Genomic DNA, 24216 nt, shown 5'->3' with positions numbered 1-24216 from the left:
ACAATATTCAATGGAAAACCAGAATATTCACATGTACCGGAAGATTCGTCTCTACACTTAACCTATCGTAGCAATAAGTACAGAGTATTAAAATCAGTAATGATGGTACATTCCTTCATTTTGATGTCTTTACTTTTCTGTATTTCTTCTTACGAGTATAAAAAATAAAACAAATAACCTATGATTACAGAAAACTACGACGTAATCGTCATTGGCGGAGGAGCTATAGGTCTGGCTACGGCTTATCATCTTGGCCAGCGTCAGGCTAAAACTTTAGTACTGGAACAATATACTTTTGTGAATCAGCTGGGCAGCTCTGCAGGAGTATCACGTCAGTTCCGGATTCCGTATCCGGATGAATATATGGTACAAATGGCTCTGGATGCAGAGCCCTATTGGAATGAATTACAGAAAAAGACAGATACGCCATTGCTTGACAAAGTAGGCACACTCTGGTTTGGAGATCCTGAAGTACACTCCACTGAAGGAAATATTGCTGAAGCAGAGAAAGCATTACAGGCTTTAGGCGTTCCTTATACTACTTTAAAGTCAAAGGAAATTGAAGAACAGTATCATTTCAAAAATCTGCCGGATAATTATACAGGATTGTTTCAACCCGATGGGGCAAGCATTAATTTCAAGGCAACTATTGAAACACTTTTAAGCCTTTGTCAGAAAGAAGAAACCGTAGAACTCAGAGAAGATTCCCCAGTACTTGAGATTAAACAAAACGGTGATCTTTTTGAGCTTACCACTCCGAATGGAATTTATATCGCAAAAAAACTGGCCATCATTCCCGGACCTTATATCAACAGTGTGATCAATCTTCTTGATTTTAAAATAGAAGCCACTTACTGGAATATGTCTTCTGCTTATTTTAAAAAGACAGATCCGGCAATACAATATCCAACCTGGTTTGTATTTCAGAACGCAACGGGAGACAATGGCAATCAGTTTTATGGTTTCCCTTCCGTGGAATGGGATCACCCGGAATACATCCGTGTAGCACCGGATTTTGTGATCAAACCTCTGGAAGAACCAAGTGACAGAACATTAATTCCCAACCCCCAGGAACTGGCCTACACTTCCGAATGGATAAAAAACCATATGACCGGCCTCAGCATTGTTCCGGAATATACTTCAACATGCCTCATCGCTTTAAGTACCATCCCTAATAAAGAACTGCTGATTGATTTTGCACCGCCTTATGTACCGAACCATAAAAATATTGCGGTGTATGCTACAGGATGGGCTGCCAAATTCACGCCTTTCTTAGGAAAAATCATGTCGGATCTTGCATTAGACGGGCATACTGATTTTGACATCACTCCATTTCGATTAGGATATAAATATTTCTTAGCACTTTAAAAATTATAAAACCATGAATCAAGAAAACGTCAATAAAAATACACCGCTGTATCCAGGTATGCAGCCCGACCTTAAAGTAGAAGTAGCCATTATAGGTGCCGGAACTTCCGGATTGTACACCGCTTTTCGCCTGGTAGCAGACCAGAAATACAACGGTCATGAAGTACAGATCTTTGATATGAGTGACAAATTAGGCGGAAGACTGGAATCCGTAATTATGCCGGGAATGAATTTCTGGGGAGAACTTGGAGGAATGCGTTATCTGACTTCTCAGGAAATTGTAACAACCCTGATAGAAGGTTACCCCCTGAAAGAAACAGATCTGAGCAAAAGAACCCCTGTTCTGAAAGATAAGATGACTCCTATTCCATTCCATATGGGAGAACCTGAAAAACTGTTGATGTACATCAGAAAAGAACGTTTCAAACAAAATGCATGGACAGAAGAACAGAAACATGATAACAAACTGATTACCCGCTATTATCTGAATGAAGGGGATGAAGGTTTCAGTTCTGATCAGTTATTCAATAAAATCATTTACAATGTTTTAATGGCAGATGCATGGGTAGCTGAAAATTATAAAGAACTGATTACTGCAGATCCTAACGGATATGATTATACATTTAAACTGACCAGCCGCGACTGGGATGTAATAAAACCAAGGCTGATGTACAATTTCACTGGTTCTCCTTATAACAAGCGTCTGGTAAATGATATCGGTTTCTGGAACTTAATCAAAGATCAGGTTTCTCAGGAAGGGTATGAATTCTTAGCGAACGCCGGAGGATATTATTCCAATACCATCAACTGGAACTCTGCCGAAGCATTTCCTTACATGGTAGGAGACTTTTCTGCAGACACAACCTACAAAACCATTGAGGAAGGCTACGACAGCATTGCCTATGCAGTAGCCAACACGTATATGGAATATGAAGGAGCACGCATCTGGTCTGAAAACAAACTGATTACTTTTACCAAAGACCATCACTTGACCACTACTTATAAATACGAATTGACTTTCCTGAATATACAGAGTAACACTACCTGGAAAGTATACGCCAACTCAATCGTATTGGGTATGCCGAGAAAATCACTTGAACTTCTGGATCAGAATAACTTCTTTTTTGATGCCAACAGACACCAGAAACTGAACGAAAATATCCGTTCCATCATCATGGAGCCCGCATTTAAAATTCTTATGGGCTTTGAACGTCCCTGGTGGAGAGATCTGGGGATTGATTCCGGACATTCCATTACAGACTTACCTATGAGACAGTGTTATTATTTCGGCACTGATACTGAGACCAAAAATTCAATGTTGCTGGGAAGCTATGGTGATATGGAAACAGAAACATTCTGGAAAGCACTTTCTGATGACAAAGTGCTGTTTAAGGTAAGAGCTGCAAGATCTGCCTCACTGGAAGAACTGCATAAGTTTGATGATGTTCAGGCTACAGAATTCATGGTGAATGAATTGATGAATCAGCTGAAAGAATTACACGGAATAGATATTCCTCAACCCTACGTAACCTATTTCAGAGACTGGACAGATGATCCGTACGGTGCAGGGTATCATGCATGGAAAGCAGGCTTTTCCGTAAAAGAGGTGATGCCTTATATGAGAAAACCGTTGATGGATGAGCAGATTCATATTATCGGGGAAGCGTATTCTGATCAGCAAGGCTGGGTGGAAGGAGCCTTCTGTGAAGCGGAAAAAATGCTTCAGACCCACTTTAAATTAGACTGGCCCTACTGGTTAGATCCTGAATATTATTTAGGATGGTAACCATGTATCCATAGTAAGGTGATGTATTAGTAAGCTCCGGAATCATCCGGAGCTTTATTATTCCCGTATTTCCAGTAAACATTCCCCGGACAATCTTCTGTGAGATCTTCTATGACATTGTTTTAAATTCAATTAAAATTTTAATTCAATTCTTTCTTCATGGTAATTATTAATTTATTATATTTACATAACTAGTTATATAATTAATTATACTTATGGATTTATTTGAGAAAACAGGAAAGATTGCTTTGGGGAGCCGGTTGCGGTTTATGGCTTCAAATATTACAGAAGAAGCAGCAAAGATTTATGAACTTTATGGTGCTGACTTTTCACCAAAATGGTTTCCCGTATTCTTTGTCCTCTCCGAAGGTGGTTCAAAAACCATTACCGAAATCGCTGAAGAAATAGGACATTCTCAGCCATCAGTAACCAAAATTATCAAAGAAATGACCACTGCAGGATTGGTTAAAGACAATCAGCAGTCAGATGATAAGAGGAGAAATATTGCCGGACTTACGGAAAAAGGAAAAGAGCTTTCTGAAAATATAAAAATCCAGTGCACAGATATTGATCATGCTATTGATGAAATGATTGACGAAGCAACTCATAATCTCTGGGAAGCACTTGCAGAATGGGAACACCTTTTTGAACAGAGATCATTGCTTTCAAGAGTAAAGGAACAGAAAAAAATCCGCGAAAGCAAAAATGTAAAAATCGTTGATTATGATGTGAAATACCAATCTGCATTCAAAGCACTTAATGAAGAGTGGATCTCCGCTTATTTTGAAATGGAAGATGCCGACTATAAAGCATTGGATAACCCTGAAGAATATATCTTAAATAAAGGAGGAAAAATACTTGTCGCACTCTATAATGAAGAACCGCTTGGAGTCTGTGCTCTTATCAAAATGGAAGATCCGGATTATGATTTTGAGCTGGCAAAAATGGCTGTATCGCCCAAAGCACAAGGAAAGAATATAGGCTGGCTGCTGGGACAGGCAATAATCAATGCTGCTAAGGAATCCGGTGCATCAAAAATATATCTTGAAAGCAATACCATACTGAAACCCGCCATTAATCTGTATTACAAACTGGGTTTCCAGAAAGTATCCGGACGTTCAACTCCTTATCAGCGCTGTAATATTCAAATGGAATTAGATCTAAAAAGTAAATTCTACAAGACTATTTAAAATGTACAAATCTTCATTTGTACATTTTTTAATATCAATCTATGGTAAGAATACTTTCAGAGTTTATCATAACAGCCTATTATATTCTTATTCCGTATCGCAATCATTAGTATTTTCTATTTCTCTAAGGGAATCTTAAAATGATATTTTCCTAACTTTTCAGTTTGAAACGAATTAAAGAATACTTCAGACAAATCATTCTATTTTCTGAATATTCAAAAGCAATTAACCGCAAAACCGCTTTATCATCTTATGACAGATAAAAATTTTAATCCCGGAAAAGGCTTTATATTCAGTAAACATGTGCCGGAGGAATTATCACATTTTGACAGGGTCTTTGATGTTTTCAAAGATTTGCTTACCCATACCTCCGGAGATATTGAAGAAGCCTTTGAGTGGCTGGACATGCTTGATCAGGAATATGATATTTTCAGTGATGAATATACCCTTCAGGATTTTGAAGAAGATTTGAAAAAACGAGGCTACATCAGGGAAGAAGATTCTGAAGAAGGCAATACGGGAAGTGGAAAAGGTAAAAATATATTAACCCCCAAACTGGAAGCTGCCCTTCGTGAATATGCCCTGGATCAGATTTTCGGAAAACTAAAGAAAAACGGAGCCGGAAATCACCGCACCAACAAAACAGGAATCGGGGATGAACGTGATGGCGAAAACCGTTCTTTCCAATATGGAGATGATCTTGCAGCCGTGAATATGACGGAAAGTTTAAAGAATGCACAAATCAACAACGGAATCTCAGACCTGCGGCTTACGGAAGAAGATCTCATCGTAGAGGAGACCAAACATAAGGCTCAAATGAGTACTGTTCTGATGATTGACATCAGCCATTCTATGATTCTATATGGTGAAGACCGGATTACTCCAGCCAAAAAAGTAGCCATGGCACTGGTAGAACTCATTAAGCGCAAATATCCGAAGGATTCCATTGATATTATTGTTTTTGGAAACGAGGCATGGCCCATCAAGATCAAAGACCTTCCCTATCTGAAAGTAGGCCCTTATCATACCAATACGGTAGCAGGTCTGGAGCTCGCTATGGATATCCTTCGCAGAAAAAGAAATACCAACAAACAGATTTTTATGATCACTGATGGAAAACCCAGCTGTATTCAGCTACCCAGCGGTGAGTTTTATATGAACAGCTTTGGTCTGGATGAAAAAATTGTTAACCAATGTTTCAACAGAGCAGCACAGGCAAGAAAACTGAAAATCCCTATTACGACCTTCATGATTGCTCAGGACCCTTATCTGCGTCAGTTTGTGGAAGAATTTACAGCTCAAAACAAGGGAAAAGCCTTCCTCACCGGACTATCCGGTTTAGGACAAATGATTTTTGAAGATTACGAAAAAAACAGAATAAGAAGAATATAAAGATCCGATTTTATATCATTTAAAAGTAAAAATCAGATTGTATAAATAGTATTACAAGACAATGAAAAACGATATTACATTCAAAGAATTAAAAAAATCCGGTTATACTCATAAAACAATTAATGAGGAAATTCAGGCCAACTTAATTGCGAGGATTAAAGCTAAAGAACCTGTATTTGAAGGCCTTTGGGGATATGAAGACACGGTAGTGCCCCAATTGAAAAAAGCAATTCTTGCCGGTCACCACATCAATTTATTGGGACTGCGCGGACAGGCAAAAACCAGAATTGCAAGAAGCATGGTTAATCTGCTTGATGAATACATGCCCATCGTAAAAGGATCAGAAATTAATGACAGTCCGTTTCATCCTATTTCAAAATATGCCAAAGATCTGATTGATGAACTGGGTGATGAAACCCCAATTTCATGGGTACACCGTTCTCACCGTTTCTACGAAAAACTGGCTACTCCGGATGTGAATGTTGCAGATTTAATTGGCGATATAGATCCTATTAAAGCAGCAACCTTGAAACTACCCTATTCCGATGAACGTGTTTTACATTACGGAATGATTCCACGTGCGAACCGTTCTATTTTTGTTTTAAATGAATTACCGGATTTACAGGCCAGAATTCAGGTTTCCCTGTTTAATATTTTGCAGGAAGGAGACATTCAGATCCGTGGTTTCCAGCTAAGAATGCCGCTTGATATTCAATTTGTCTTCACAGCAAATCCGGAAGATTATACCAACAGAGGAAGTATTGTAACTCCACTGAAAGACAGAATCGGATCTCAGATTTTTACCCATTATCCGAAAACTATCGCGCTTGCAAGACAGATTACAGAACAGGAAGCATTGATTTCAGCTGAAGATAAAGCACAGATCCAGATTCCTGATCTGGCGAAAGATCTTTTGGAAGAAGTTGCTTTTGCTGCCCGTGTCAGCGAATACGTGGATGCAAAAAGCGGTGTAAGTGCACGTCTTACGATCAGTGCTATGGAAAATTTAATCGCAGCAGCCAAATTACGTTTGATTGAATCCGGTGCAGAAAGAACAACGGTACGTCTGCTTGATTTTATGTCGATTATTCCATCCATCACAGGAAAAATCGAACTGGTATATGAAGGAGAGCAGGAAGGTGCAGATTATGTTGCCAAAATATTAATTGATAAAGCGGTAATGACCCAATTTGAAAGCCTGTTCCCACGTATTTCAAAACTGGAAAAAGAAGGAATCAAAACGCCGTACACTGATCTGATCAGATGGTTCAACAAAAATCATTTAGAGCTTAATTACAATGATACGGATGAAGAATTTTATGCTAAACTTGATAAGATTGAACCATTAACCACTGTAGTGGAAGAAAATACCTCCGAGCTGAGCAAAGAAGACCAGAATTTCTGCAAAGAGCTGGTGCTATGGGCACTAACCATCAGTAATAAAATTGACAAATCTGAAAATCAGAATGCTTTCACTTTTGATTCTCCTGGAATTGGTCAATTCTTACGTAACTAAAGTCAGTAAGATAATATAAAAGTAAACCTTCAGTTCAGCTGAAGGTTTTTTATTTTGTTTCTGAAAGACTTCGTCTCCAGAAATCAGAAATCAAAAGTCTCATAAACTTGATTATCAAAACGATTATTTTAGACTTTATACCAGATTGTCATTTTTAAGCACAGCAGAACCGAAAGGGTTGTCCACCAGCCATAACCATTCTCCTTCTTCATTTCTTTTCATGATACAGGAAGTATTGCCTGTCATATGAAGAGGATGTCCATCCGGAGCAGTTCCTGTCATTTCCCACTGATCCTGCCACATGGCCAGATCATTTACAACAGTTATATGGGGAGTTTCGCCCTGGATATCCATTTTTAAGCGGCAAATCTCATTCATAGCCAACGCTATCTGATCAAGCCCTCTCAGCTCTCTCCCATCCCTGTCAATGTAGACAGCATCAGGATGAAAACAGCTTAATGCTCCCGCAGCATCTCCATTTTTTATACAGTGACGGAAATAGGCTACGGCACCTGCTTCTGTTTTTCTGTCAAAGTTTTGCATTTATTTTAGATTTCTGGAGTTTAACTCTTCGTCTAGCTGTTTTTTATTTTTATTCCAGCGGCTGGCAATAGAACCTATAAAAAATAATGGTAAGACAGTCAGAAACCCGAAACCGTCAGTTATTGTACTGTAAATCGAAATACCAACCATTACTCCCAGAAGTACAGCGTTGAGAATATTGCCGGATTTAGCTTCTTTTTTCTTTTCTAATAATTCCTGGTCGGTTAATTGTGATAATTCTTTTTCCATGGTTTGTTTCAGTTTTTTTAGTTGTTTTTTGTCTTTAAAATGGTAAAAATTATGGTTTCCGGATCTGTTTTTACCAGAAGCTAAAATACAATTTTGCTGAGATATTTTTTTATTTCTTTTATTTGTAATGAATTTCAGACTTTATTTTTCTGAAAACTTCAAGCGTATGGAAGACAGCCTGAATTGTATCTACAGAGTTATCAATTTCATGGAAAAGAATTATGACCACCCTGTTTCTGTAAAGGAACTGGAAGATATTTCACATTATTCTTACCGGAATATCCAGCGTATTTTCAAATACAGCTGCGGAGAAACAATAGGTGCTTTCCAGCAAAGATTAAAAGTGGAAAATGCTTATAAACGGATTCTGTACACTCAGGAAAATCTTACCTCCATTGCCATTGAAGTGGGTTTTGCCAATATCGCTTCCTTTTCCAAGGCTTTTAAACAACATTTTGGGATTTCCCCTAAAGCTGCAAGACAAAGTAAAGAACAGCTCCTTTGTGGAGATGCAATCATCCCCATTACCTCAAAAGTAGTACTGGAACCGGAAATTGTTTATCTGAAGCCTGTGCAGGTATATTATCAGAGCATAAATACCTATTATAACAATGAAGAAATTGAAGTACTGTGGGAAAAATTTATGGAAAATGATTTCTCTGGCACCGGAGCAGAATATTTCGGGGTCATAGCCGACGAACCGTTAATAAAAACAGAAATCAACTGCCGTTATGACGCTTGTTCATCTGTTCAATCCGAAACTAGAAAGTTACCTTCAAAAATGATATTCGGAGGCAAATATGCCCGCTTTACCCATTCCGGAAGCTATGAAACAATAGACGATACCTATACAAAGATCTATGCCGGCTGGATTTTTAATTCAGGACTTGAATTTTCACACACTCCTATCATCGAAAAGTATGAAAATCATGCTGAAAACGAAGATGACCAGGAAAAACAGCTGACCTATATTTTATTACCTTTGAAGTAAGTTGTCAATTTGGGACAACTTTAAGAAAAACAATCGATCTAATTTTGCTCTGTAAAAAATAGATCAGTTATGCAAAAAAAGAAAATCATGTTCCCATTATTACCTCTTCTTCTATTATCCTGCTCATCAGCAGACTTAACAGAATTACCGGGTATGGTACATCCGGAAACGACTGTTTACAAAATGCCTGAAGAATCAGCTCCCCATGAAGGAACCTGGCTTCAGTGGCCACACCAGTATCAATATGGAACTACCTACAGAAACCGTCTGGACGCCACCTGGGTAGCAATGACCAAAGAGCTTGTACAGAGTGAAAAGGTTCACATTATTGCTTATGACGGTACTGAAAAGAATCGTATTACAGGGCTTCTCAATACGGCAGGAGTTCCTCTTACCAATATCAACTTCAGAATTTATCCAACGGATGATTTCTGGGTAAGAGATAACGGTCCTATTTATGTAAAAGACCAAAACGGACAGTTATTTATTCAGGACTGGGGATTTAACGGCTGGGGAAACAAGGCCGATTACAGCCAATGCAATACAATTCCTTCTAAAATATCAGCAGATACCAATATTCCAAAAATCAATCTTAATTCAGTCATGATCAATGAAGGAGGAAGTGTGGAAATTGACGGAAACGGAGTGTTGATGGCCTGTAAAAGTTCTATTCTGAATAATAACAGAAATCCGGGTATGACCCAACAGCAGGCAGAAGCTATATTTACTAAAAATCTAGGGGTAACCAAATTTATCTGGTTGAATGGAAAAGCAGGTCTTGATATCACAGACATGCATATTGACGGGTTTGCCCGATTTGCCAATTCATCCACTATTATTACAATGAATCCTGATGATCTTGCCTACTGGCAGGTTCCTGATGGAGATATTGATAAACTGTACGATGCTACCACAAAAACCGGAGCGGCTTATCAGTTTGTAAAAGTACCTTTAACAAGAAATGATGTGATCACTACTTACGGAAAAAATGTAGGCCGCGCTTCATACATTAATTATTATATCGCCAATAACCGTGTACTGGTTCCTAATTATAACGACCCGAATGATGCGGTTGCCAATAACATCATCCAACAGTTGTATCCTGGCAAACAGGTAGTTGGAATCGATTGTCGTAATTTATTCGCCAATGGAGGAATGGTTCATTGTGTAACCCAGCAGCAACCTCAATAAAATAACAGAAAAGTAAAGCCTGCTGAAAATCAGCAGGCTTTACTGATTCGGGGCATCAGTCGTCAAAAAATAGCGTAAATTTGCTTTATCCATCTTGAAAAAGATGGTTTTCTATTATAAATATTATGAAAAAAACAGCACTTTCGTTATTGGTTCTTCTGAATATTGTTTGCCAGGCACAAAATTTTGATGTAATTCCCTTAGGAATATATGGTGGTGAGCAGGAAGACAATCTATCAGCCTATCTTGTAGGCGCTCCAAAAGACAATGCATTTCTCTGCCTTGATGCCGGTACTGTAAATGCAGGAATCCGAAAAGCGATTGAACTGAAAAGCCTTCAGGGATCAGCAGAAACGGTTTTAAAAGATCAGATAAAAGGATATTTTGTATCCCATGGCCATCTGGATCATTTATCAGGGCTTATCATCAATTCTCCGGCTGATTCCAGGAAAGATATTTTTGCGATAGCTCCTGTGATTCAGATTTTGCAGAATCATTACTTTATTACAGATACCTGGATCAATTTTGCAGATCAGGGACAAAAACCAATCCTTGGGAAATACCATTATAATGAACTTCAGGAAGGAACTGAAATTCCTGCGCCTAAAACTCCGTTTTTCATTACAGGTTATGAACTAAGCCATGTAAATCCATATAAAAGCAGTGCTGCATTGGTAAGAAGAGATGACCACTATCTGCTTTATCTGGGAGATACTGGTGCAGACCGTATAGAAAAATCTGACCGTTTGGATCAACTTTGGAACATGGCAGCTCCTCTTGTTAAAAAAAGACAGCTCAATACGATATTAATTGAAGTTTCTTTCCCCAACAGCCAGCCGGAACATCTTCTGTTCGGACACCTTACTCCTGATCTCCTGATTGAGGAATTGAGTAAGCTCAAAGAAAAAACCGGACAAAACAGTCTTGAGGGGCTCAACATTGTGGTTACTCACAGAAAACCTACAGGTGATAATCCTGAACTCATCAAAAAAGAGTTACTGAAAAACAACCCTCTAAAAGTAAATTATATTTTTCCTGAACAGGGTAAAAAAATCAGTTTACCATAACTAATAAAAAGATGAAGCAGTAATAAGCTTCATCTTTTTTATTGCATGCGTTATTACCTATAACAAATATAACAAACTAAATTACAGATACTTACATGTAATTTATTAAAATTTTGGAGTTTTTTATTGTTTAATTGATTTATCATTGTAATATTGCAATATAAAAATAAAACAATGGGAGTTACTAAAACAGAAATTTATACTGAAGAACAAAATAAGCTGGCATCTCTGCTTAAAGTTTTGGGACACCCGGCAAGAATCGCTATTTTACAATATATCATCAATCAAAAGGCATGTATCTGTAATGATCTTGTTGAAGAACTTGGCTTGGCACAGGCAACTATCTCACAGCATTTAAAAGAGCTGAAGAATATTGGAATCATCAAAGGTTCCATTGAAGGAAAGTCTGTATGTTACTGCATCAATGAAAGCACCTGGAAGCAGTTTCAGAATGAATTCAACCTGTTTTTTAATCAGGATGTTACTATTAAACAATGCTGCTAAGCATTTTTTTGAGCTAACACATCGTAATATTGCAATATAACATTACAAAATTATAACACTAAATTTTACTCTACTATGAAACTATCAGAAATCAAAGAAATTCTCCCTACACTGGAAAATATTGAATTTCAATTAGAAAACGGAAATTTTGTTCCTGAACATTTCCATGTAACAGAAGTGGGCCAGATTGTAAAAAACTTCATTGATTGCGGAGGGGTAATCAGAAATGAAAAAGTGGTCAACTTCCAGCTGTGGGATGCAGATGATTATGAACACCGTTTGAAACCAGAAAAACTACTTCATATCATTCAGCTTTCTGAACAAAAGTTAGGAATAGAAAACTCGGAAATTGAAGTTGAATATCAGGGGGAAACTATTGGCAAGTATGATCTGGAATTTAACGGAAAAAATTTCATACTGAAAAACAAAACAACAGCCTGCCTTGCCCAGGAAACCTGCGGAATTCCTACTGAAAAACAAAAGAAAAATCTTTCTGAATTACCTGTAAGCCCAACATCAGCTTGCACACCGGGATTAGGATGCTGCTAATTAATTGTATTAAAATCTTATGTATCCAAAATTATTAAACACGATTCAATCTCTTAAATGGGAAAATATAGAGAGTCATAGAAAAGAGATTCTGGCACCATTGATTCATTTTATCCAGCAAAAAGTGGATGACAACACAGAAATTAACCTGAATTTTATCTGCACTCACAATTCCCGCCGAAGTCATCTGGCACAGATCTGGGCACGGGCAGCAGCTTCTTTCTTTACGATTCCACTAGTTCACTGCTATTCGGGAGGAACGGAAACAACTGCATTATTTCCTAAAATTGCAGAAGTCTTGACAGAACATGGCTTTTCAGTTTTCAGCATTGCTGATACAGCCAATCCTGTATATGCTATAAAATATGATGACAATAGTCTTCCTATCATTGGTTTTTCAAAAAAATATGAGAACCCATTCAATCCTATATCCGGTTTTGCAGCAATTATGACCTGCTCACAGGCAGATGGCGGATGCCCTTTTATTCCAGGTGCGGAAAAAAGAATTCCGATCACATTTGAAGATCCTAAAATTTCAGATAATACCCCGGAACAGACTGCAGTATATACTGAAAGAAGTTTACAAATTGCAGAAGAAATGTTGTATGCTTTTTCTCAAATCAAAAGATAATCATGCAGCCAAAATTAAAATTTCTTGACCGTTATCTTACCTTATGGATCTTTCTGTCTATGGGGATAGGGATTGCTTTGGGGCATCTTTTACCGTCTATTCCTGACTTTATCAATTCACAGTCGGTTGGAACTACTAATATTCCTCTCGCAATCGGACTCATCTTGATGATGTATCCACCACTAGCCAAGGTCGACTACACTCTTCTGCCATTGGTTTTTAAAGATAAAAAAGTAATCGGTATTTCTTTATTGCTCAACTGGATTATTGGTCCGGTTCTTATGTTTGGTCTTGCTATCCTTTTTTTAAGACATGAACCCGATTATATGTCCGGATTAATCCTCATTGGACTGGCGAGATGTATTGCTATGGTGATTGTCTGGAATGATCTCGCCAAAGGAAACAGAGAATATGCCGCTTTGCTGGTTGCTTTAAACAGTATCTTTCAGGTATTCACCTATAGTTTTCTGGTGTGGTTGTTTATCAATGTACTTCCTGGTCAATTAGGCCTGGCAAGCTTTAATGTTAATGTTTCTATGCAGGATATCACAGAAAGCGTATTGATTTACCTTGGCATACCTTTTCTGGCAGGTTTTATCACCCGTTATGTCCTGATGAAATCAAAAGGTGCTGAGTGGTACAACAGAAAATTTGTACCTAAGATTTCTCCTGTGACATTGTATGCTCTGTTATTGACCATCGTACTGATGTTTAGCTTAAAAGGCTCTAAAATACTGGAATTGCCAATGGATGTCATTAAGGTAGCAGTCCCCTTGGTTATCTATTTTGTTTTGATGTTTTTTGTAAGTTTTATGATCAATAAAATACTAAGAATCCCTTATGATAAAAATGTATCTATAGCTTTTACCGCTACGGGAAATAATTTTGAACTGGCTATTGCCGTTGCCATCTCAGTTTTTGGTATTCATTCGCCGCAGGCATTTGTAGGAGTGATAGGACCATTGGTAGAGGTTCCAGTGCTAATACTGCTGGTAAAAGCAAGTCTATTCTTGAAAAAGAAATGGTATCATTAATCTCATTATAAAATAAAAAGCATCGCCGAAACAGGGATGCTTTTTTATGGATATCAGTTCTTAATCAATTTATAATTTCCACTGCCTTCATCTTTAGTTATCACATAACCATCTGTCAGTTCCAGGGTCCATCCGTCACCGGACACTTTTTTATTTTCCGTTTTCACTGGATTTGATATTGAAATTTTATCCCAATTCGGGCTCATTAATGCCCCGTTTTCAATTGTAAGAATACCCCACAAATCAGTAATCCAGATATTGGGGTATACCGTCCCCTTATCTTCTAAGGGCACAATATTTCTTGGATCAAATGAAACATTCATTTTTTCAAATTTGATTTCAAAATGAGGTTGTTGAATGAATTTCAGTTTATATTCAGCAATAAGTCTCTTAGTCTGTTCTTCTCTTTCGGTTTCCTCCTTTATAATTGATTGTCCGTTATAATGATCAGATCGTTTTTTAACTTCTTTTTGCAGGTCAGCCTCAATTCTTATATCGAATGCTTTACTGAAATAGCTGGCCAAGTCAGTTTTTGCATCAATTTTTTTATTCCAGTCCGGATCTTTTTGATACAGCAAATATCCATAAACAGGTGTTGTATAATAAGCAAATGAACGTACAAATGTGGGATTTTTCATAAAACCATCAATGCCATTCAAAAGAGATGATCTTGCCTGCTCTTTATTTCTTCCGCTCACAATGAACCCCGTAAACTCAGCAATTCCTTCATTCAGTTCCAGGAGGTTTTCTGTAGTCTCAGAACCTTTGTAAAGTGTATTCCTGTATTTTCTAAAGATCAATGCATCGGTAAGGTGCTGCTTCATATCTTTTTCTGAGGATGATCGGAGCGTCTGCTTTAGCGCTTCCAGTTCAAGACGTAGATAAATTCTGCCCTCCTTCTGATCCAGATGATTATTTTCCGAATTGTTAAGCGTAAATCCCAATGAAGGCTGAATGCTATGAAAAGATTCATGAGCTAAAAGATTAATTCTGTTTTCTTTATTTTCAGAAAGGGGGAGCATAACCATTGCCCATCTTTTTCCACCCCAATTGACTGCGGTATTGGCAATATTGAGAGCAGCAGGTAAAATTCCAGAATAAGTAGTGCCATTACCTTTCAGAATGCCCTCCGAATCTGGCTCATTGGCAAAAAGCTCTCTGGTTTTCGGATCAATTAAAATCATAGGACCATATAAATCTTTGTTCCAAAGTCCGATATTCTTCTTTGAAGCTGTTTTTAACTCATCGAAAAAAATAGAAACAGTATCAGGGGAAATAGATTGCTTTTGTGCTTTTACACCCAATACAAATAAGAAAAAGAAAGCTGTAGCAACGGTCTGCTTCATGGTTAAATTCTTTATGGTTAAGTTTTTCTCTAAAATAGATGGCTGCATCTACAATAATACTCATATGATAAATGCAAATTAAATACTTTAGAAAGCTAATATAATGAATTACAGCAATCAAGAACAATTACAGCCCCAAAAAACATCTGTAATAAAATGGCCATCCGGTTGTGGAAAAATTATTACAAACCGGAGAACGAAGAAATAAATATTTATTTGTATAAAAAATAAATCAGAGCCCATTAAATGTTGTATAGAATTATGGACAAATAAGGACTTTATCTCAGAAATAGATTATCTTTATAGGGAACGAAATTTTTATTAATAATGAAGTTAGAATTATATCAGATAGATGCTTTTACAGAATCTGTTTTTCATGGAAATCCTGCCTGTGTTGTTCCTTTAAAAAACTGGTTACCCGATGAAACCCTTTTAAAAATAGCCCGTGAAAATGCAGTAGCAGAAACCGCTTTTTTCATTGATAACGGTGATACCATTCATCTGAGATGGTTTACCCCCGAAATAGAGATGGATTTATGCGGCCACGCTACCCTTGCCACTTCCCATTGTCTTGTTTCCATCCTCAATTATCAGCGTGATAGAATCATTTTTGACACCAAAAGTGGTGACCTGACAGTAGATGTAAAAGATGGAGTTTATTATATGGATTTCCCTTCCAGAATGCCCGAAGCCTCTACTCTTCCGGATATCATATCCAGATCACTGAATATACAGCCTAAGGAAGTTTTCAAAGCAAGAGATTATGTTCTGGTATACGATTCTGAAGAAGATGTAAAAAATATCAACATTGAAAGATCCGTTTTTGACCTTATTAACCTGGACCCGGGCGGTGTTATTGTGACATCAGCAGGCACTGACAGTGATTTTGTATCAAGATACTTTACCCCGCAGTCCTCTATTCTTGAAGATCCTGTTACAGGCTCTGCACACTGTTCACTGATTCCCTTCTGGTCATCAAGATTAGGGAAGGAAAAGCTTTTTGCACGCCAGGTTTCAGAAAGGGGCGGCCAGCTCTATTGTGAAAATAAAGATGAAAGAGTAATTGTGGCTGGGAAAGCCCAAACGTATTCTGCAGGGCATTTCTGGATAGAATAGGTTTTCTGGCAGTTGCCGGATATGCTACAATTAAAGATCTTGAATCATTCGATTTAAAGATTTAAGTTAATCTGCCCTTTCAAAAATTATAAAAAAAATTGGCTGCTTTTTAGCAGCCAATTTTGTAATTATTTTTCTATGATATTTCAATCATTCTTGGAGGCTTCTGCTTCGCATCTTCTTTTTTTGGGATGGTTAACATTAAAAGGCCATTTTCATATTTTGCATTAATGTTATCCTGATCCACCACATCTTTTGGAAGCTCAAAACTTCTCTGGAAGGATTGGTAACTGAACTCTCTTCTTGTGAAATTGTCATCTTTTGACTCTTTACGGTCTTCCTTCGTTGATGAAATAGTAAGCAGGTTACCATCCAGCCTGATCTGAAAATCATTTTTATTCATACCTGGTGCTGCGACCTGAACTTCGTAAGCATCTCCATTCTCCTTTATATTTACCGATGGTACGGTTGTACTGGTAGATGAGTAATTGTTATTGCCCCAGTTAAAAAGTTCACGACCAAAAAAATCGTCAAAGACATTTGAAAAGCCCAAGTTGCTGTTTCCGTTTTTTCTTATTAGATTATTCATTGTAATCATTTTAATTAAGTTTAACAATCATTAAAACACATCAGCTGGCCAGCTGTACATAAAAAATTACAAAAAAAATACCATTTGACCGAGTGTGAAATTTTTTCCGGTTTTATGTCATTTTTTCAGTACCACTGACACAAAATCATGATACTGCGAACATTCACCACCCGTTTGTTTTTTATTCTTTATTCTAAATACAATTTTTTTTTACGAAATCTGAAAAATGTACCACAACTAATCCATATTGTGGACAATAAAAGTGATAAGCAGGTAATACCCAGCCCGGCTTTATAGAGATCGTACTCTACCATACCGGTTTTGTAAGCAATAGAAATCGCCAGTATTCCGAATTCACCTGTTTGAGAAAGCAGAGCGCCCCCATAAAAACTATCCTGCCATTTAAAATTCAGCATTCTGAAAAAGAGAGCAGACATAATACTGTTGCTTATCAGGACTATTAAAGTTCCTATTGTGATAAGCTTATAATTGGATAACAGATAATTGATGTCCAGCCGTAAACCAATGGACACAAAAAACAGTGCCACAAAGAAAACCTTAAATGGAAGCAGAGAATGTTCCAGCCATCGAAATGCCTGAATTTTTCCGACTAAGACCCCTGCAATAAAACTTCCCAGGGCAGCACTCATACCGACGGTTTCTGCTATAAGACCAAAGCCAAGACAGATCAGTAAGCCGGAAAATACCTGAAGCTCATGGTCATTTTCAAGGAATGTACTTGAGAATTTAATTTCCTTGAGATGTCTGATTTTCCGGAATATCAAAAAAATACCGAGACATATGGCAACGGGAAGCATCATATTCCATACACTGAACTCTTTGCTATTCCAGAATTTCAACACCGTGAGCACCGGAGCCAGAAGAAGATCCTGTAATAACAAAATATTGAGGATAATAATTCCAAAGGCAGTATGCAGCGTTCCGTGCTTCTTCAAGAACTCGACTACAACTGCAGTACTATTGAACATAAACAGAATGGCGATGAGGAGCACACTTTCAATATTCAGATGGAGTAACTCACCCACAAAATACGCAAATATACAACTTAAGAGTACTTTCATTCCCTGAGCCAATAATGGCTTAATGATAAGGCTCTTTTTATTGGGAATATTGATTTCAACTCCTATAAAAAACATCAGCAGTAATATTCCTATTTCGCCAATCGTTTCTATTTCTTCCGGTTTGTTAAATAGCTTTAGTACATAAGGACCTAATAACACCCCGGCAATAATATAGGCAATAAGATAGGGCTGATTAATTTTTTTCAGTACAAACATCAGTCCTAAGATAGTCATACACAAAATACATACAGTCCAAAGCATATTGATAACGTTTTAGATTGAGATAATTTCGTTTTTTAATATTAGTTATGATCTGTTGTCTTATTATTGAATGATGCCGGATTTCCTCAGACTTCCTGTTGGAAGGCTATTGAACCCAATACTACCATTCTGGTAAACCATCAATTCAACTCTACCGTTTTTAATTTGGAAAAAATAAAGACGGTCGCCATCTTTATTGCATATGGCTTCTTTAGAAAAAAAGCCACCATATTCTACATCGAACTCCAGTAAAAAATTTTCATTAATTATCATAAAAAATTAATAATAATAAACTCTAACTTATTACACATTCTGGTTATTAGTTATTTTCAAACCTGAATACAAAATCCAGACCAAGCTACCCGGAGATATAGCCGACAGGAAATCAAGCAATAACTGTTTAATTTCCTAAACTAAAGTGTGATGCATTGTATTTTTATATTCCAAAAGTATTTTATCTTCATTTTATTTGTAATTTAACAATCTGAGCTAAGTATCAAATATAGAATGACCTGGTGCAAACTGAGATATATCCATATTGCAACAGGAAAAAAGATACTTAAAAGATTGCAATAAAATAATACCATGATAAAATCTGTCAATATCAAATTGTTATTAGTCCTTCTTGCCATTGTTTTTACATTTGATTTAGTATTTATAGCTATGGATCATAGTTCTTGGCGGTTTTTTACCAAGCCACTGTTGTTACCTATTATTATCTGGTTTTATTTTACTTATTCTCAACAAAATGTCTTTCGGATCAACCAATGGTTTTTGTCCGGATTAATTTTGAGCTTTTTGGGTGATGTGTTTTTATTATTTGAATGGGGATTTATGCCCGGTTTGGGAAGCTTTTTGTTGGCTCATATTTGTTACATTGTTTATTTTTTTAAGATCAAAAAGAAAAATGCATGGAGTTGGCTACCTTTTGTTTTTCTATATTTAGGCTCATTTCTTTATTATATATATCCTTATTTAAACGACATGAAGATACCCGTGGTGATTTACGGAATTACCATTGCTGCGATGCTGTATTTTAGTATCAGTACTTATTCTTCATTATTAATCCTGGGAGCTATTTTATTTGTAATATCAGATTCTGTATTGGCCATTAATATGTTCGTACAGCATAGTACTGAGAAAGAACTTGTTGTGATGATTACTTATGTTTTAGCCCAATTGATGTTGGTGTCGGGAGTGGTTGGTATTGAAAAAAAGAACAGAATTATTCAATAAAATGAAGGCTTATGAAAAGAAAAGATAACAGATTTTTTCATAGTATTGCCCTATTCTGTCCATTGGATTTTACTGATCCTGTTACTTATTTTATTCCTGTATTTATCTTGTTGATAGCAGGGGAAATATTTTTGTATCAAATTCCTCAAAGAGTATTCACCAAAAGACTCATCAAAGATAATGTATCGAGTATAGGATTGGGGATTGGGGCGGTAATGTTAGACTTTGGGATGAAAGCTATTTCATTATCGTACTTTTTTTGGATTTACAATCATTTTAGACTTACCGATATTTTCGGGATCAAAGATTTCAATAAATTCTTCACTTTAAAATGGCATGCAGAACACTGGTGGCTTTGGTTATTGGTTATGATTGTTCAGGATTTTGGCTTTTACTGGCATCATCGGTTGAGTCATAAAATCAGATTATTCTGGACAGGTCATGTCAATCATCATTCGGCTACTCATTTGAGTCTTGCTATTGCATTGCGTCAGGGATGGTTTGAAATCATATATCGGGACATTTGGTATATCCCTTTTATCATTATTGGTTTTCATCCTATTATGATTGCAATGATGCATCAATTTAACTTGATTTTTCAATTCTGGCCGCATACCAATGCTATTGGAAAATTAGGGTGGTTCGATAAAGTATTCAATTCTCCATCCAACCATCGGGTGCATCATTCCCGAAAAATTGAGGATTTAGATAATAACTATGGGGGCATTTTGATGATTTGGGATCATCTTTTCGGCACGTACAAAGCGGAAGAAAAGAAAACGACGGATTACGGAATCTATCATAACATTCATACTTATAATGTTTTTCATATCGTCTTTGATGAGTTTGGAAATATGATAAAGGATGTCCGGAATGCACCCACATGGAAAGCGAAACTGGGGTATATATTCAATGCTCCGGGCTGGCATCATCATGATAAAGATGAGCGGATTTCTACTTTGAAGCGGGAATTAGAAGAAAAGATGAATTGACCGGAAATCAAGCCATTTAGGACATAAAAAAAGGAGACGTTAAAAAATAAACGTCTCCCTAAGCGGAGAGTGAGGGATTCGAACCCCCGGACCTGTTACAGTCAACAGTTTTCAAGACTGCCGCAATCGACCACTCTGCCAACTCTCCCTAACCCCCGGCTATACCGTTGTTTTCAGTGGTGCAAATATAGAACGATTTTTAATTTCTGCAAAACTTTTCCGTCACAAATTTTAACAAAACTTAATAATAGACTAGAAATCAAGGGAATTATTTTCATTAAAATTTTATTTATGTTTTCTAAAAGCTTGGATTGTTTGGTACATACCATAACCTACAAATATTCTTCCTAAAAAATCAAATAAATAAAACCCTGCATAATATTCTAGACCACATCCATTTCCTAAATAATCGAATCGATGTATTGGAAGGATAAATTGCCAAAAATATTTTGACCCTTCAATAAATGCCTCCTTTTCTATACATAATTTTGAATCAAAAAAAAACATATTGGTATTAATTACTGACAGATAAAAAAACACTAAGGCTACTACTGCTGTAAATATGATTCCATACAAATATGAGTTACCATAATTATTTGAGAGCCTATTTAACAACAATAAAATATATTCTGAAAAATTTCCCAAAGAAATTTTACTCATAAATCTGCCCTTAACTTCTTCCAATAATGTTTTCATTTCTAATTCCTTCATTTCCAATGATTCAGAATTATTACTTAATTTTTCATAATTATTCTTTAAAATGCGATAAGTTTCTCTTTTATTTTTTAATGGAATTATAGCATTTACTGAAATAAAAGATTCATACTCTACTTTTCCATTCTCTTTTTCTGATTCAAAATCTTTCAAGGATACATCAAAATAGCTAATTGTTCCTGTAATAATTGCAGTTGAAAGATCTAATCCTTTTTCAAAAACGGTTCCTCTAAAAATTATTAATTTGTCAATTAAAGTATAAGTAAATAAAACATTTTCTTTAAAAGTAGCAGAGGAAAAAACAACATTGCCTAAAAAATCTGTTTTGTAAAAAATTGTTTTTTCATTGAATGTACAGCTCCAAAAATCTGCCAAATCGTTAAATTTAGTATTATGAAAGTCTACTTTATTGAAATTACATTTTCTAAATCTAATCTTACCCATCAATTTAGAATTGCGAAAGCTTAAAAGTTTAGTAAATTTTCCTTCCCCTGAAAAAATAATATTCCTTTTAGTATTTCCTATTATTATTTTTTCATTATCAAACTCACAATCAGAGAATTCATAAGTGGAGCTACCTTCTTCAGTGTAATCTTTCGAATCTTCATTAATAATATTTATATTCTTAATTATACTTTTCCTATCCATAATAGTAATATCCTTTTTGAACTCACAATTTTTAAAATGAAAATTAAACGTTGAATTAGGACGGTTTCTTAAAGCCATATTATCTTTTGATAAAATGGCTTTTCTCGCCCAATCTTCTAAAGGTAGACGAAGTTCAAAATCAATAATTTTATTTTCAATTTCAAATATATGTTCATTGTGTACATAACTTACTTTAATAATGCTACTTAAAATAGTGATTAATTCTCTCTGCTCATTTATTATATCTTTAGACATGTTTATAGTTTCAATTAGTTTGTTTATATATAATATTTCCCTAATATCCAAAATATATTAATATAAGCAATACTGTTTCCCGTAATACAAAAACTTCCAAACTCTATTTACAAACACATATTTTTCACTACATTTGTAAAAACACAGGTATCTTATGACAATGGAAAAACTACGAACTTTAAGAAAGCAGAAAGGTTATACTCAGCAGCAGATTGCTGATCTTCTTGCCACCGATGTCTCCAACTACAGCAGAAAAGAAAGTGGAGATGTCAGAATATTTGATGACGAATGGGAAAAACTGGCTAAAGCTTTTGAGGTTTCTGTAGAAGATATCAAAGAAGAAAGAGAACCTAATGTTGTACAGAAAAATGAAAACCTAACATTTAATGACACTAGTTCATTTCACCAGTCTGGCATCTATAATTGCAACGTTCCAAATTACTTATTGGAAAACCAACAGGAATATATTCATCTTCTGAAGGAACAGATTAAGGTTTTAAAAGAAGAAAATGAAAAACTAAAAAAAGGATAATCGCCTCCACATAAAGAACAAAAACGGCTTCCAATGGAAGCCGTTTTTATTTTATACCTGTGAAAAGTACCCTATTCCCGATCAACAATGGCGATGAAGCTGTTTTTTAAAAGATCAGACGGGTATACAAACTGATCTCCATCTTCTCCCTTTACTACAATAGCACCCTGTTCATCGTTGAGGCATTTGTCCAATTGGGTTTTCATGTCATTAAGTGCTCCATTGGGAACTTCGATGATATAAGTTCCGGTAACGTGGGTAACCTTTATGATTTTTGTTTCCATTTTATTTTTGATTTGAGGCTAAATTTAGGAATTTTACTTTAGGTATAAGGTGGTTTCAGGAAGAGATACGAATGGATATGTATAAAAGAATACAGAAATACACTCTTCAGGAGTTACAATACGAGAAGTTTCTTAGCTAAAAGGACAGTCATCAGAATCAGAATAGAGTATATTTGCAGAAATTAAAAACTAATAACACTATTTTCAGATGCTTACCCAATCCTTTATTAAAAGTACGGTTATTGCCGCCTCACTAGCTTTCTCCTCCATGGCTTTTGCCCAAAAAATGCCTATGTCTGTTCTTCCTTCCGGTCACCTCGTAGTGAGTGCCGAAGTGGATGGCAAAAAAGGAAATTTCATTTTTGATACCGGAGGAGGAATCAATCTTTTTCTGGGAAACTTTTCCAAAGTTCTGGAGCCCAAAGAAACATATAATTACCTGACCGCTTTCAGGGCAACCGGAGAGAAGATGACTATCCCTTTGTACAAATCAAAAGAGATTATTTTTAATGGTAAAAAATTTAAAGATACCTGGTATTCCACGCATGATATGGAAATCAAAGGAATTGACGGTTTAATTTCCCTTCCCATGCTTTATGATACGGAATTTATCATCGATTACACCACGAAAGAACTTATCTTTCCTAAAGAAAAACTGAATGGTAAGAAGGTAATGGACATCCAGCTGTCTACCAATGCAGACCAGTCTCTGGATATTACCACATATGTTCTGCTTAACAATAAATACAGGATCAATATTCTCCTGGATTCCGGATCCGGCAAAGATTCTTTCTGGCTGAACGAACGCCTGATGAAAGCAATGGATATCAAAAAAGAAGGTCTGAACGTAGTGGAGAAAAAAAGCGAATTTAACCCTGATGTAACCACCAGGTTTTACAAAAGTGATATTGGCTCTATTTCCACTCCTTTTGCCACTGTAGAAAAACCGGCTGTATTTTTTGTAGAAGGCCTTATTTATGAGGGAAAAACAAGTATCAACTGGCTGGGTAAAAAACTGGGGTTCAATCTTAAAGAGAAAAAGATCTATATTTTGGATTAAAAATTACATCAATACAGTAAAACTGTCATTCTGACGAAGGAAGAATCTCGAAGTTGAGTAAGATTCTTCTTTCGTCGGAAAATTAATCTG

General features: G+C 36.2%; 24 protein-coding genes and 1 tRNA gene. 17 read left to right on the top strand and 8 right to left on the bottom strand.

Annotation, left to right across the window (positions count from 1 at the left end):
- The first annotated feature begins 180 nt into the window (after positions 1-180).
- The 5 genes from FB551_RS02980 to FB551_RS02960 all read left to right on the top strand — a co-directional run bounded on the left by FB551_RS02980 (position 181) and on the right by FB551_RS02960 (position 7252).
- The gene (locus FB551_RS02980; RefSeq protein WP_142014842.1) at positions 181-1368 is read left to right on the top strand and encodes an FAD-dependent oxidoreductase; all 1188 of its coding nucleotides are present in this window, start codon (positions 181-183) and stop codon (positions 1366-1368) included.
- 13 nt (positions 1369-1381) lie between these two features.
- Positions 1382-3154 (top strand): flavin monoamine oxidase family protein, encoded by a 1773-nt coding sequence (locus FB551_RS02975; RefSeq protein WP_142014839.1) that lies wholly within the window; start codon positions 1382-1384, stop codon positions 3152-3154.
- A 215-nt stretch (positions 3155-3369) separates the two neighbouring features.
- Positions 3370-4344, top strand: coding sequence for a bifunctional helix-turn-helix transcriptional regulator/GNAT family N-acetyltransferase (locus FB551_RS02970; RefSeq protein ID WP_142014836.1), 975 nt, complete (start codon positions 3370-3372; stop codon positions 4342-4344).
- Positions 4345-4596: 252 nt separating this feature from the next.
- Positions 4597-5736, top strand: a complete 1140-nt coding sequence (locus tag FB551_RS02965) for a vWA domain-containing protein (protein ID WP_142014833.1) — start codon at positions 4597-4599, stop codon at positions 5734-5736.
- A gap of 61 nt (positions 5737-5797) precedes the next feature.
- A complete protein-coding gene (locus tag FB551_RS02960) occupies positions 5798-7252 on the top strand; it encodes a sigma 54-interacting transcriptional regulator (RefSeq protein WP_142014830.1) in 1455 nt (484 codons plus the stop codon).
- A gap of 135 nt (positions 7253-7387) precedes the next feature.
- On the opposite strand, the gene FB551_RS02955 is transcribed toward FB551_RS02960, so the two are convergent.
- Positions 7388-7795: a YybH family protein gene (locus FB551_RS02955; protein ID WP_047431760.1), complete on the bottom strand. Its 408-nt coding sequence runs from the start codon at positions 7793-7795 to the stop codon at positions 7388-7390.
- A complete protein-coding gene (locus tag FB551_RS02950) occupies positions 7796-8044 on the bottom strand; it encodes a hypothetical protein (RefSeq protein ID WP_047431762.1) in 249 nt (82 codons plus the stop codon).
- A 127-nt stretch (positions 8045-8171) separates the two neighbouring features.
- On the opposite strand from FB551_RS02950, the gene FB551_RS02945 reads away from it, so the two are divergent.
- The 7 genes from FB551_RS02945 to arsB all read left to right on the top strand — a co-directional run bounded on the left by FB551_RS02945 (position 8172) and on the right by arsB (position 14011).
- Positions 8172-9035 (top strand): AraC family transcriptional regulator, encoded by an 864-nt coding sequence (locus FB551_RS02945; protein ID WP_226798603.1) that lies wholly within the window; start codon positions 8172-8174, stop codon positions 9033-9035.
- A gap of 69 nt (positions 9036-9104) precedes the next feature.
- Positions 9105-10226, top strand: a complete 1122-nt coding sequence (locus FB551_RS02940; RefSeq protein WP_142014824.1) for an agmatine deiminase family protein — start codon at positions 9105-9107, stop codon at positions 10224-10226.
- A gap of 125 nt (positions 10227-10351) precedes the next feature.
- Positions 10352-11293 (top strand): MBL fold metallo-hydrolase, encoded by a 942-nt coding sequence (locus FB551_RS02935; RefSeq protein ID WP_142014821.1) that lies wholly within the window; start codon positions 10352-10354, stop codon positions 11291-11293.
- A 174-nt stretch (positions 11294-11467) separates the two neighbouring features.
- The gene (locus tag FB551_RS02930; RefSeq protein ID WP_047375646.1) at positions 11468-11797 is read left to right on the top strand and encodes an ArsR/SmtB family transcription factor; all 330 of its coding nucleotides are present in this window, start codon (positions 11468-11470) and stop codon (positions 11795-11797) included.
- A gap of 75 nt (positions 11798-11872) precedes the next feature.
- On the top strand, positions 11873-12346 hold the full coding sequence (locus tag FB551_RS02925; protein ID WP_142014817.1) for a DUF6428 family protein: 474 nt from the start codon (positions 11873-11875) through the stop codon (positions 12344-12346).
- Between the two features lie 19 nt (positions 12347-12365).
- Complete coding sequence (locus tag FB551_RS02920; RefSeq protein ID WP_047431775.1) at positions 12366-12977, top strand: arsenate-mycothiol transferase ArsC; 612 nt, start codon at positions 12366-12368, stop codon at positions 12975-12977.
- A gap of 2 nt (positions 12978-12979) precedes the next feature.
- Positions 12980-14011 (top strand): ACR3 family arsenite efflux transporter, encoded by a 1032-nt coding sequence (gene arsB, locus FB551_RS02915; RefSeq protein ID WP_142014815.1) that lies wholly within the window; start codon positions 12980-12982, stop codon positions 14009-14011.
- Between the two features lie 53 nt (positions 14012-14064).
- Here arsB and FB551_RS02910 read toward each other — a convergent pair whose 3' ends face one another.
- Positions 14065-15357, bottom strand: coding sequence for a hypothetical protein (locus FB551_RS02910; RefSeq protein WP_142014813.1), 1293 nt, complete (start codon positions 15355-15357; stop codon positions 14065-14067).
- Between the two features lie 327 nt (positions 15358-15684).
- Here FB551_RS02910 and FB551_RS02905 point away from each other — a divergent pair, with 327 nt between their 5' ends.
- On the top strand, positions 15685-16473 hold the full coding sequence (locus FB551_RS02905) for a PhzF family phenazine biosynthesis protein (protein WP_142014810.1): 789 nt from the start codon (positions 15685-15687) through the stop codon (positions 16471-16473).
- Positions 16474-16609: 136 nt separating this feature from the next.
- On the opposite strand, the gene FB551_RS02900 is transcribed toward FB551_RS02905, so the two are convergent.
- Together FB551_RS02900 and FB551_RS02895 are read right to left on the bottom strand one after the other, a co-directional pair.
- A complete protein-coding gene (locus FB551_RS02900; protein WP_047433328.1) occupies positions 16610-17062 on the bottom strand; it encodes an Hsp20/alpha crystallin family protein in 453 nt (150 codons plus the stop codon).
- Positions 17063-17250: 188 nt separating this feature from the next.
- Positions 17251-18405, bottom strand: coding sequence for a cation:proton antiporter (locus tag FB551_RS02895; RefSeq protein ID WP_226798602.1), 1155 nt, complete (start codon positions 18403-18405; stop codon positions 17251-17253).
- 585 nt (positions 18406-18990) lie between these two features.
- Here FB551_RS02895 and FB551_RS02890 point away from each other — a divergent pair.
- Both FB551_RS02890 and FB551_RS02885 read left to right on the top strand, forming a co-directional pair.
- Complete coding sequence (locus FB551_RS02890) at positions 18991-19641, top strand: lysoplasmalogenase (protein WP_142014807.1); 651 nt, start codon at positions 18991-18993, stop codon at positions 19639-19641.
- 11 nt (positions 19642-19652) lie between these two features.
- On the top strand, positions 19653-20633 hold the full coding sequence (locus FB551_RS02885) for a sterol desaturase family protein (RefSeq protein WP_142014804.1): 981 nt from the start codon (positions 19653-19655) through the stop codon (positions 20631-20633).
- Between the two features lie 63 nt (positions 20634-20696).
- Here the strand turns inward: FB551_RS02885 and FB551_RS02880 are convergent.
- A tRNA-Ser gene (locus FB551_RS02880) sits at positions 20697-20781 on the bottom strand.
- 137 nt (positions 20782-20918) lie between these two features.
- On the bottom strand, positions 20919-22250 hold the full coding sequence (locus FB551_RS02875) for a pentapeptide repeat-containing protein (protein ID WP_142014802.1): 1332 nt from the start codon (positions 22248-22250) through the stop codon (positions 20919-20921).
- Between the two features lie 160 nt (positions 22251-22410).
- On the opposite strand from FB551_RS02875, the gene FB551_RS02870 reads away from it, so the two are divergent.
- On the top strand, positions 22411-22782 hold the full coding sequence (locus FB551_RS02870; RefSeq protein WP_310022163.1) for a helix-turn-helix domain-containing protein: 372 nt from the start codon (positions 22411-22413) through the stop codon (positions 22780-22782).
- 71 nt (positions 22783-22853) lie between these two features.
- Here FB551_RS02870 and FB551_RS02865 read toward each other — a convergent pair whose 3' ends face one another.
- Positions 22854-23066, bottom strand: coding sequence for a glyceraldehyde-3-phosphate dehydrogenase (locus FB551_RS02865; RefSeq protein ID WP_142014796.1), 213 nt, complete (start codon positions 23064-23066; stop codon positions 22854-22856).
- Positions 23067-23274: 208 nt separating this feature from the next.
- On the opposite strand from FB551_RS02865, the gene FB551_RS02860 reads away from it, so the two are divergent.
- Positions 23275-24126 (top strand): pepsin/retropepsin-like aspartic protease family protein, encoded by an 852-nt coding sequence (locus FB551_RS02860; protein WP_142014794.1) that lies wholly within the window; start codon positions 23275-23277, stop codon positions 24124-24126.
- Positions 24127-24216 lie beyond the last annotated feature (90 nt).

Source organism: Chryseobacterium aquifrigidense (genome assembly GCF_006716485.1).
Lineage (GTDB): Bacteria > Bacteroidota > Bacteroidia > Flavobacteriales > Weeksellaceae > Chryseobacterium > Chryseobacterium vietnamense.
Note: the sequence above shows the minus strand (reverse complement) of the source record. Positions and strands in the feature narration are given on the sequence as shown.

Bases quoted from the DNA above. Each gene is read 5' to 3' on its own strand.
- FB551_RS02965 (WP_142014833.1), top strand. From the start codon at position 4,597: ATGACAGATAAAAATTTTAATCCCGGAAAAGGCTTTATATTCAGTAAA.
- FB551_RS02910 (WP_142014813.1), bottom strand. From the start codon at position 15,357: ATGAAGCAGACCGTTGCTACAGCTTTCTTTTTCTTATTTGTATTGGGT.
- FB551_RS02955 (WP_047431760.1), bottom strand. From the start codon at position 7,795: ATGCAAAACTTTGACAGAAAAACAGAAGCAGGTGCCGTAGCCTATTTC.
- FB551_RS02865 (WP_142014796.1), bottom strand. From the start codon at position 23,066: ATGGAAACAAAAATCATAAAGGTTACCCACGTTACCGGAACTTATATC.
- FB551_RS02960 (WP_142014830.1), top strand. From the start codon at position 5,798: ATGAAAAACGATATTACATTCAAAGAATTAAAAAAATCCGGTTATACT.
- FB551_RS02980 (WP_142014842.1), top strand. From the start codon at position 181: ATGATTACAGAAAACTACGACGTAATCGTCATTGGCGGAGGAGCTATA.
- FB551_RS02975 (WP_142014839.1), top strand. From the start codon at position 1,382: ATGAATCAAGAAAACGTCAATAAAAATACACCGCTGTATCCAGGTATG.
- FB551_RS02875 (WP_142014802.1), bottom strand. From the start codon at position 22,250: ATGTCTAAAGATATAATAAATGAGCAGAGAGAATTAATCACTATTTTA.
- FB551_RS02935 (WP_142014821.1), top strand. From the start codon at position 10,352: ATGAAAAAAACAGCACTTTCGTTATTGGTTCTTCTGAATATTGTTTGC.
- FB551_RS02950 (WP_047431762.1), bottom strand. From the start codon at position 8,044: ATGGAAAAAGAATTATCACAATTAACCGACCAGGAATTATTAGAAAAG.
- arsB (WP_142014815.1), top strand. From the start codon at position 12,980: ATGCAGCCAAAATTAAAATTTCTTGACCGTTATCTTACCTTATGGATC.
- FB551_RS02870 (WP_310022163.1), top strand. From the start codon at position 22,411: ATGGAAAAACTACGAACTTTAAGAAAGCAGAAAGGTTATACTCAGCAG.
- FB551_RS02940 (WP_142014824.1), top strand. From the start codon at position 9,105: ATGCAAAAAAAGAAAATCATGTTCCCATTATTACCTCTTCTTCTATTA.
- FB551_RS02895 (WP_226798602.1), bottom strand. From the start codon at position 18,405: ATGCTTTGGACTGTATGTATTTTGTGTATGACTATCTTAGGACTGATG.
- FB551_RS02900 (WP_047433328.1), bottom strand. From the start codon at position 17,062: ATGAATAATCTAATAAGAAAAAACGGAAACAGCAACTTGGGCTTTTCA.
- FB551_RS02905 (WP_142014810.1), top strand. From the start codon at position 15,685: ATGAAGTTAGAATTATATCAGATAGATGCTTTTACAGAATCTGTTTTT.
- FB551_RS02925 (WP_142014817.1), top strand. From the start codon at position 11,873: ATGAAACTATCAGAAATCAAAGAAATTCTCCCTACACTGGAAAATATT.
- FB551_RS02890 (WP_142014807.1), top strand. From the start codon at position 18,991: ATGATAAAATCTGTCAATATCAAATTGTTATTAGTCCTTCTTGCCATT.
- FB551_RS02885 (WP_142014804.1), top strand. From the start codon at position 19,653: ATGAAAAGAAAAGATAACAGATTTTTTCATAGTATTGCCCTATTCTGT.
- FB551_RS02930 (WP_047375646.1), top strand. From the start codon at position 11,468: ATGGGAGTTACTAAAACAGAAATTTATACTGAAGAACAAAATAAGCTG.
- FB551_RS02920 (WP_047431775.1), top strand. From the start codon at position 12,366: ATGTATCCAAAATTATTAAACACGATTCAATCTCTTAAATGGGAAAAT.
- FB551_RS02970 (WP_142014836.1), top strand. From the start codon at position 3,370: ATGGATTTATTTGAGAAAACAGGAAAGATTGCTTTGGGGAGCCGGTTG.
- FB551_RS02945 (WP_226798603.1), top strand. From the start codon at position 8,172: ATGAATTTCAGACTTTATTTTTCTGAAAACTTCAAGCGTATGGAAGAC.
- FB551_RS02860 (WP_142014794.1), top strand. From the start codon at position 23,275: ATGCTTACCCAATCCTTTATTAAAAGTACGGTTATTGCCGCCTCACTA.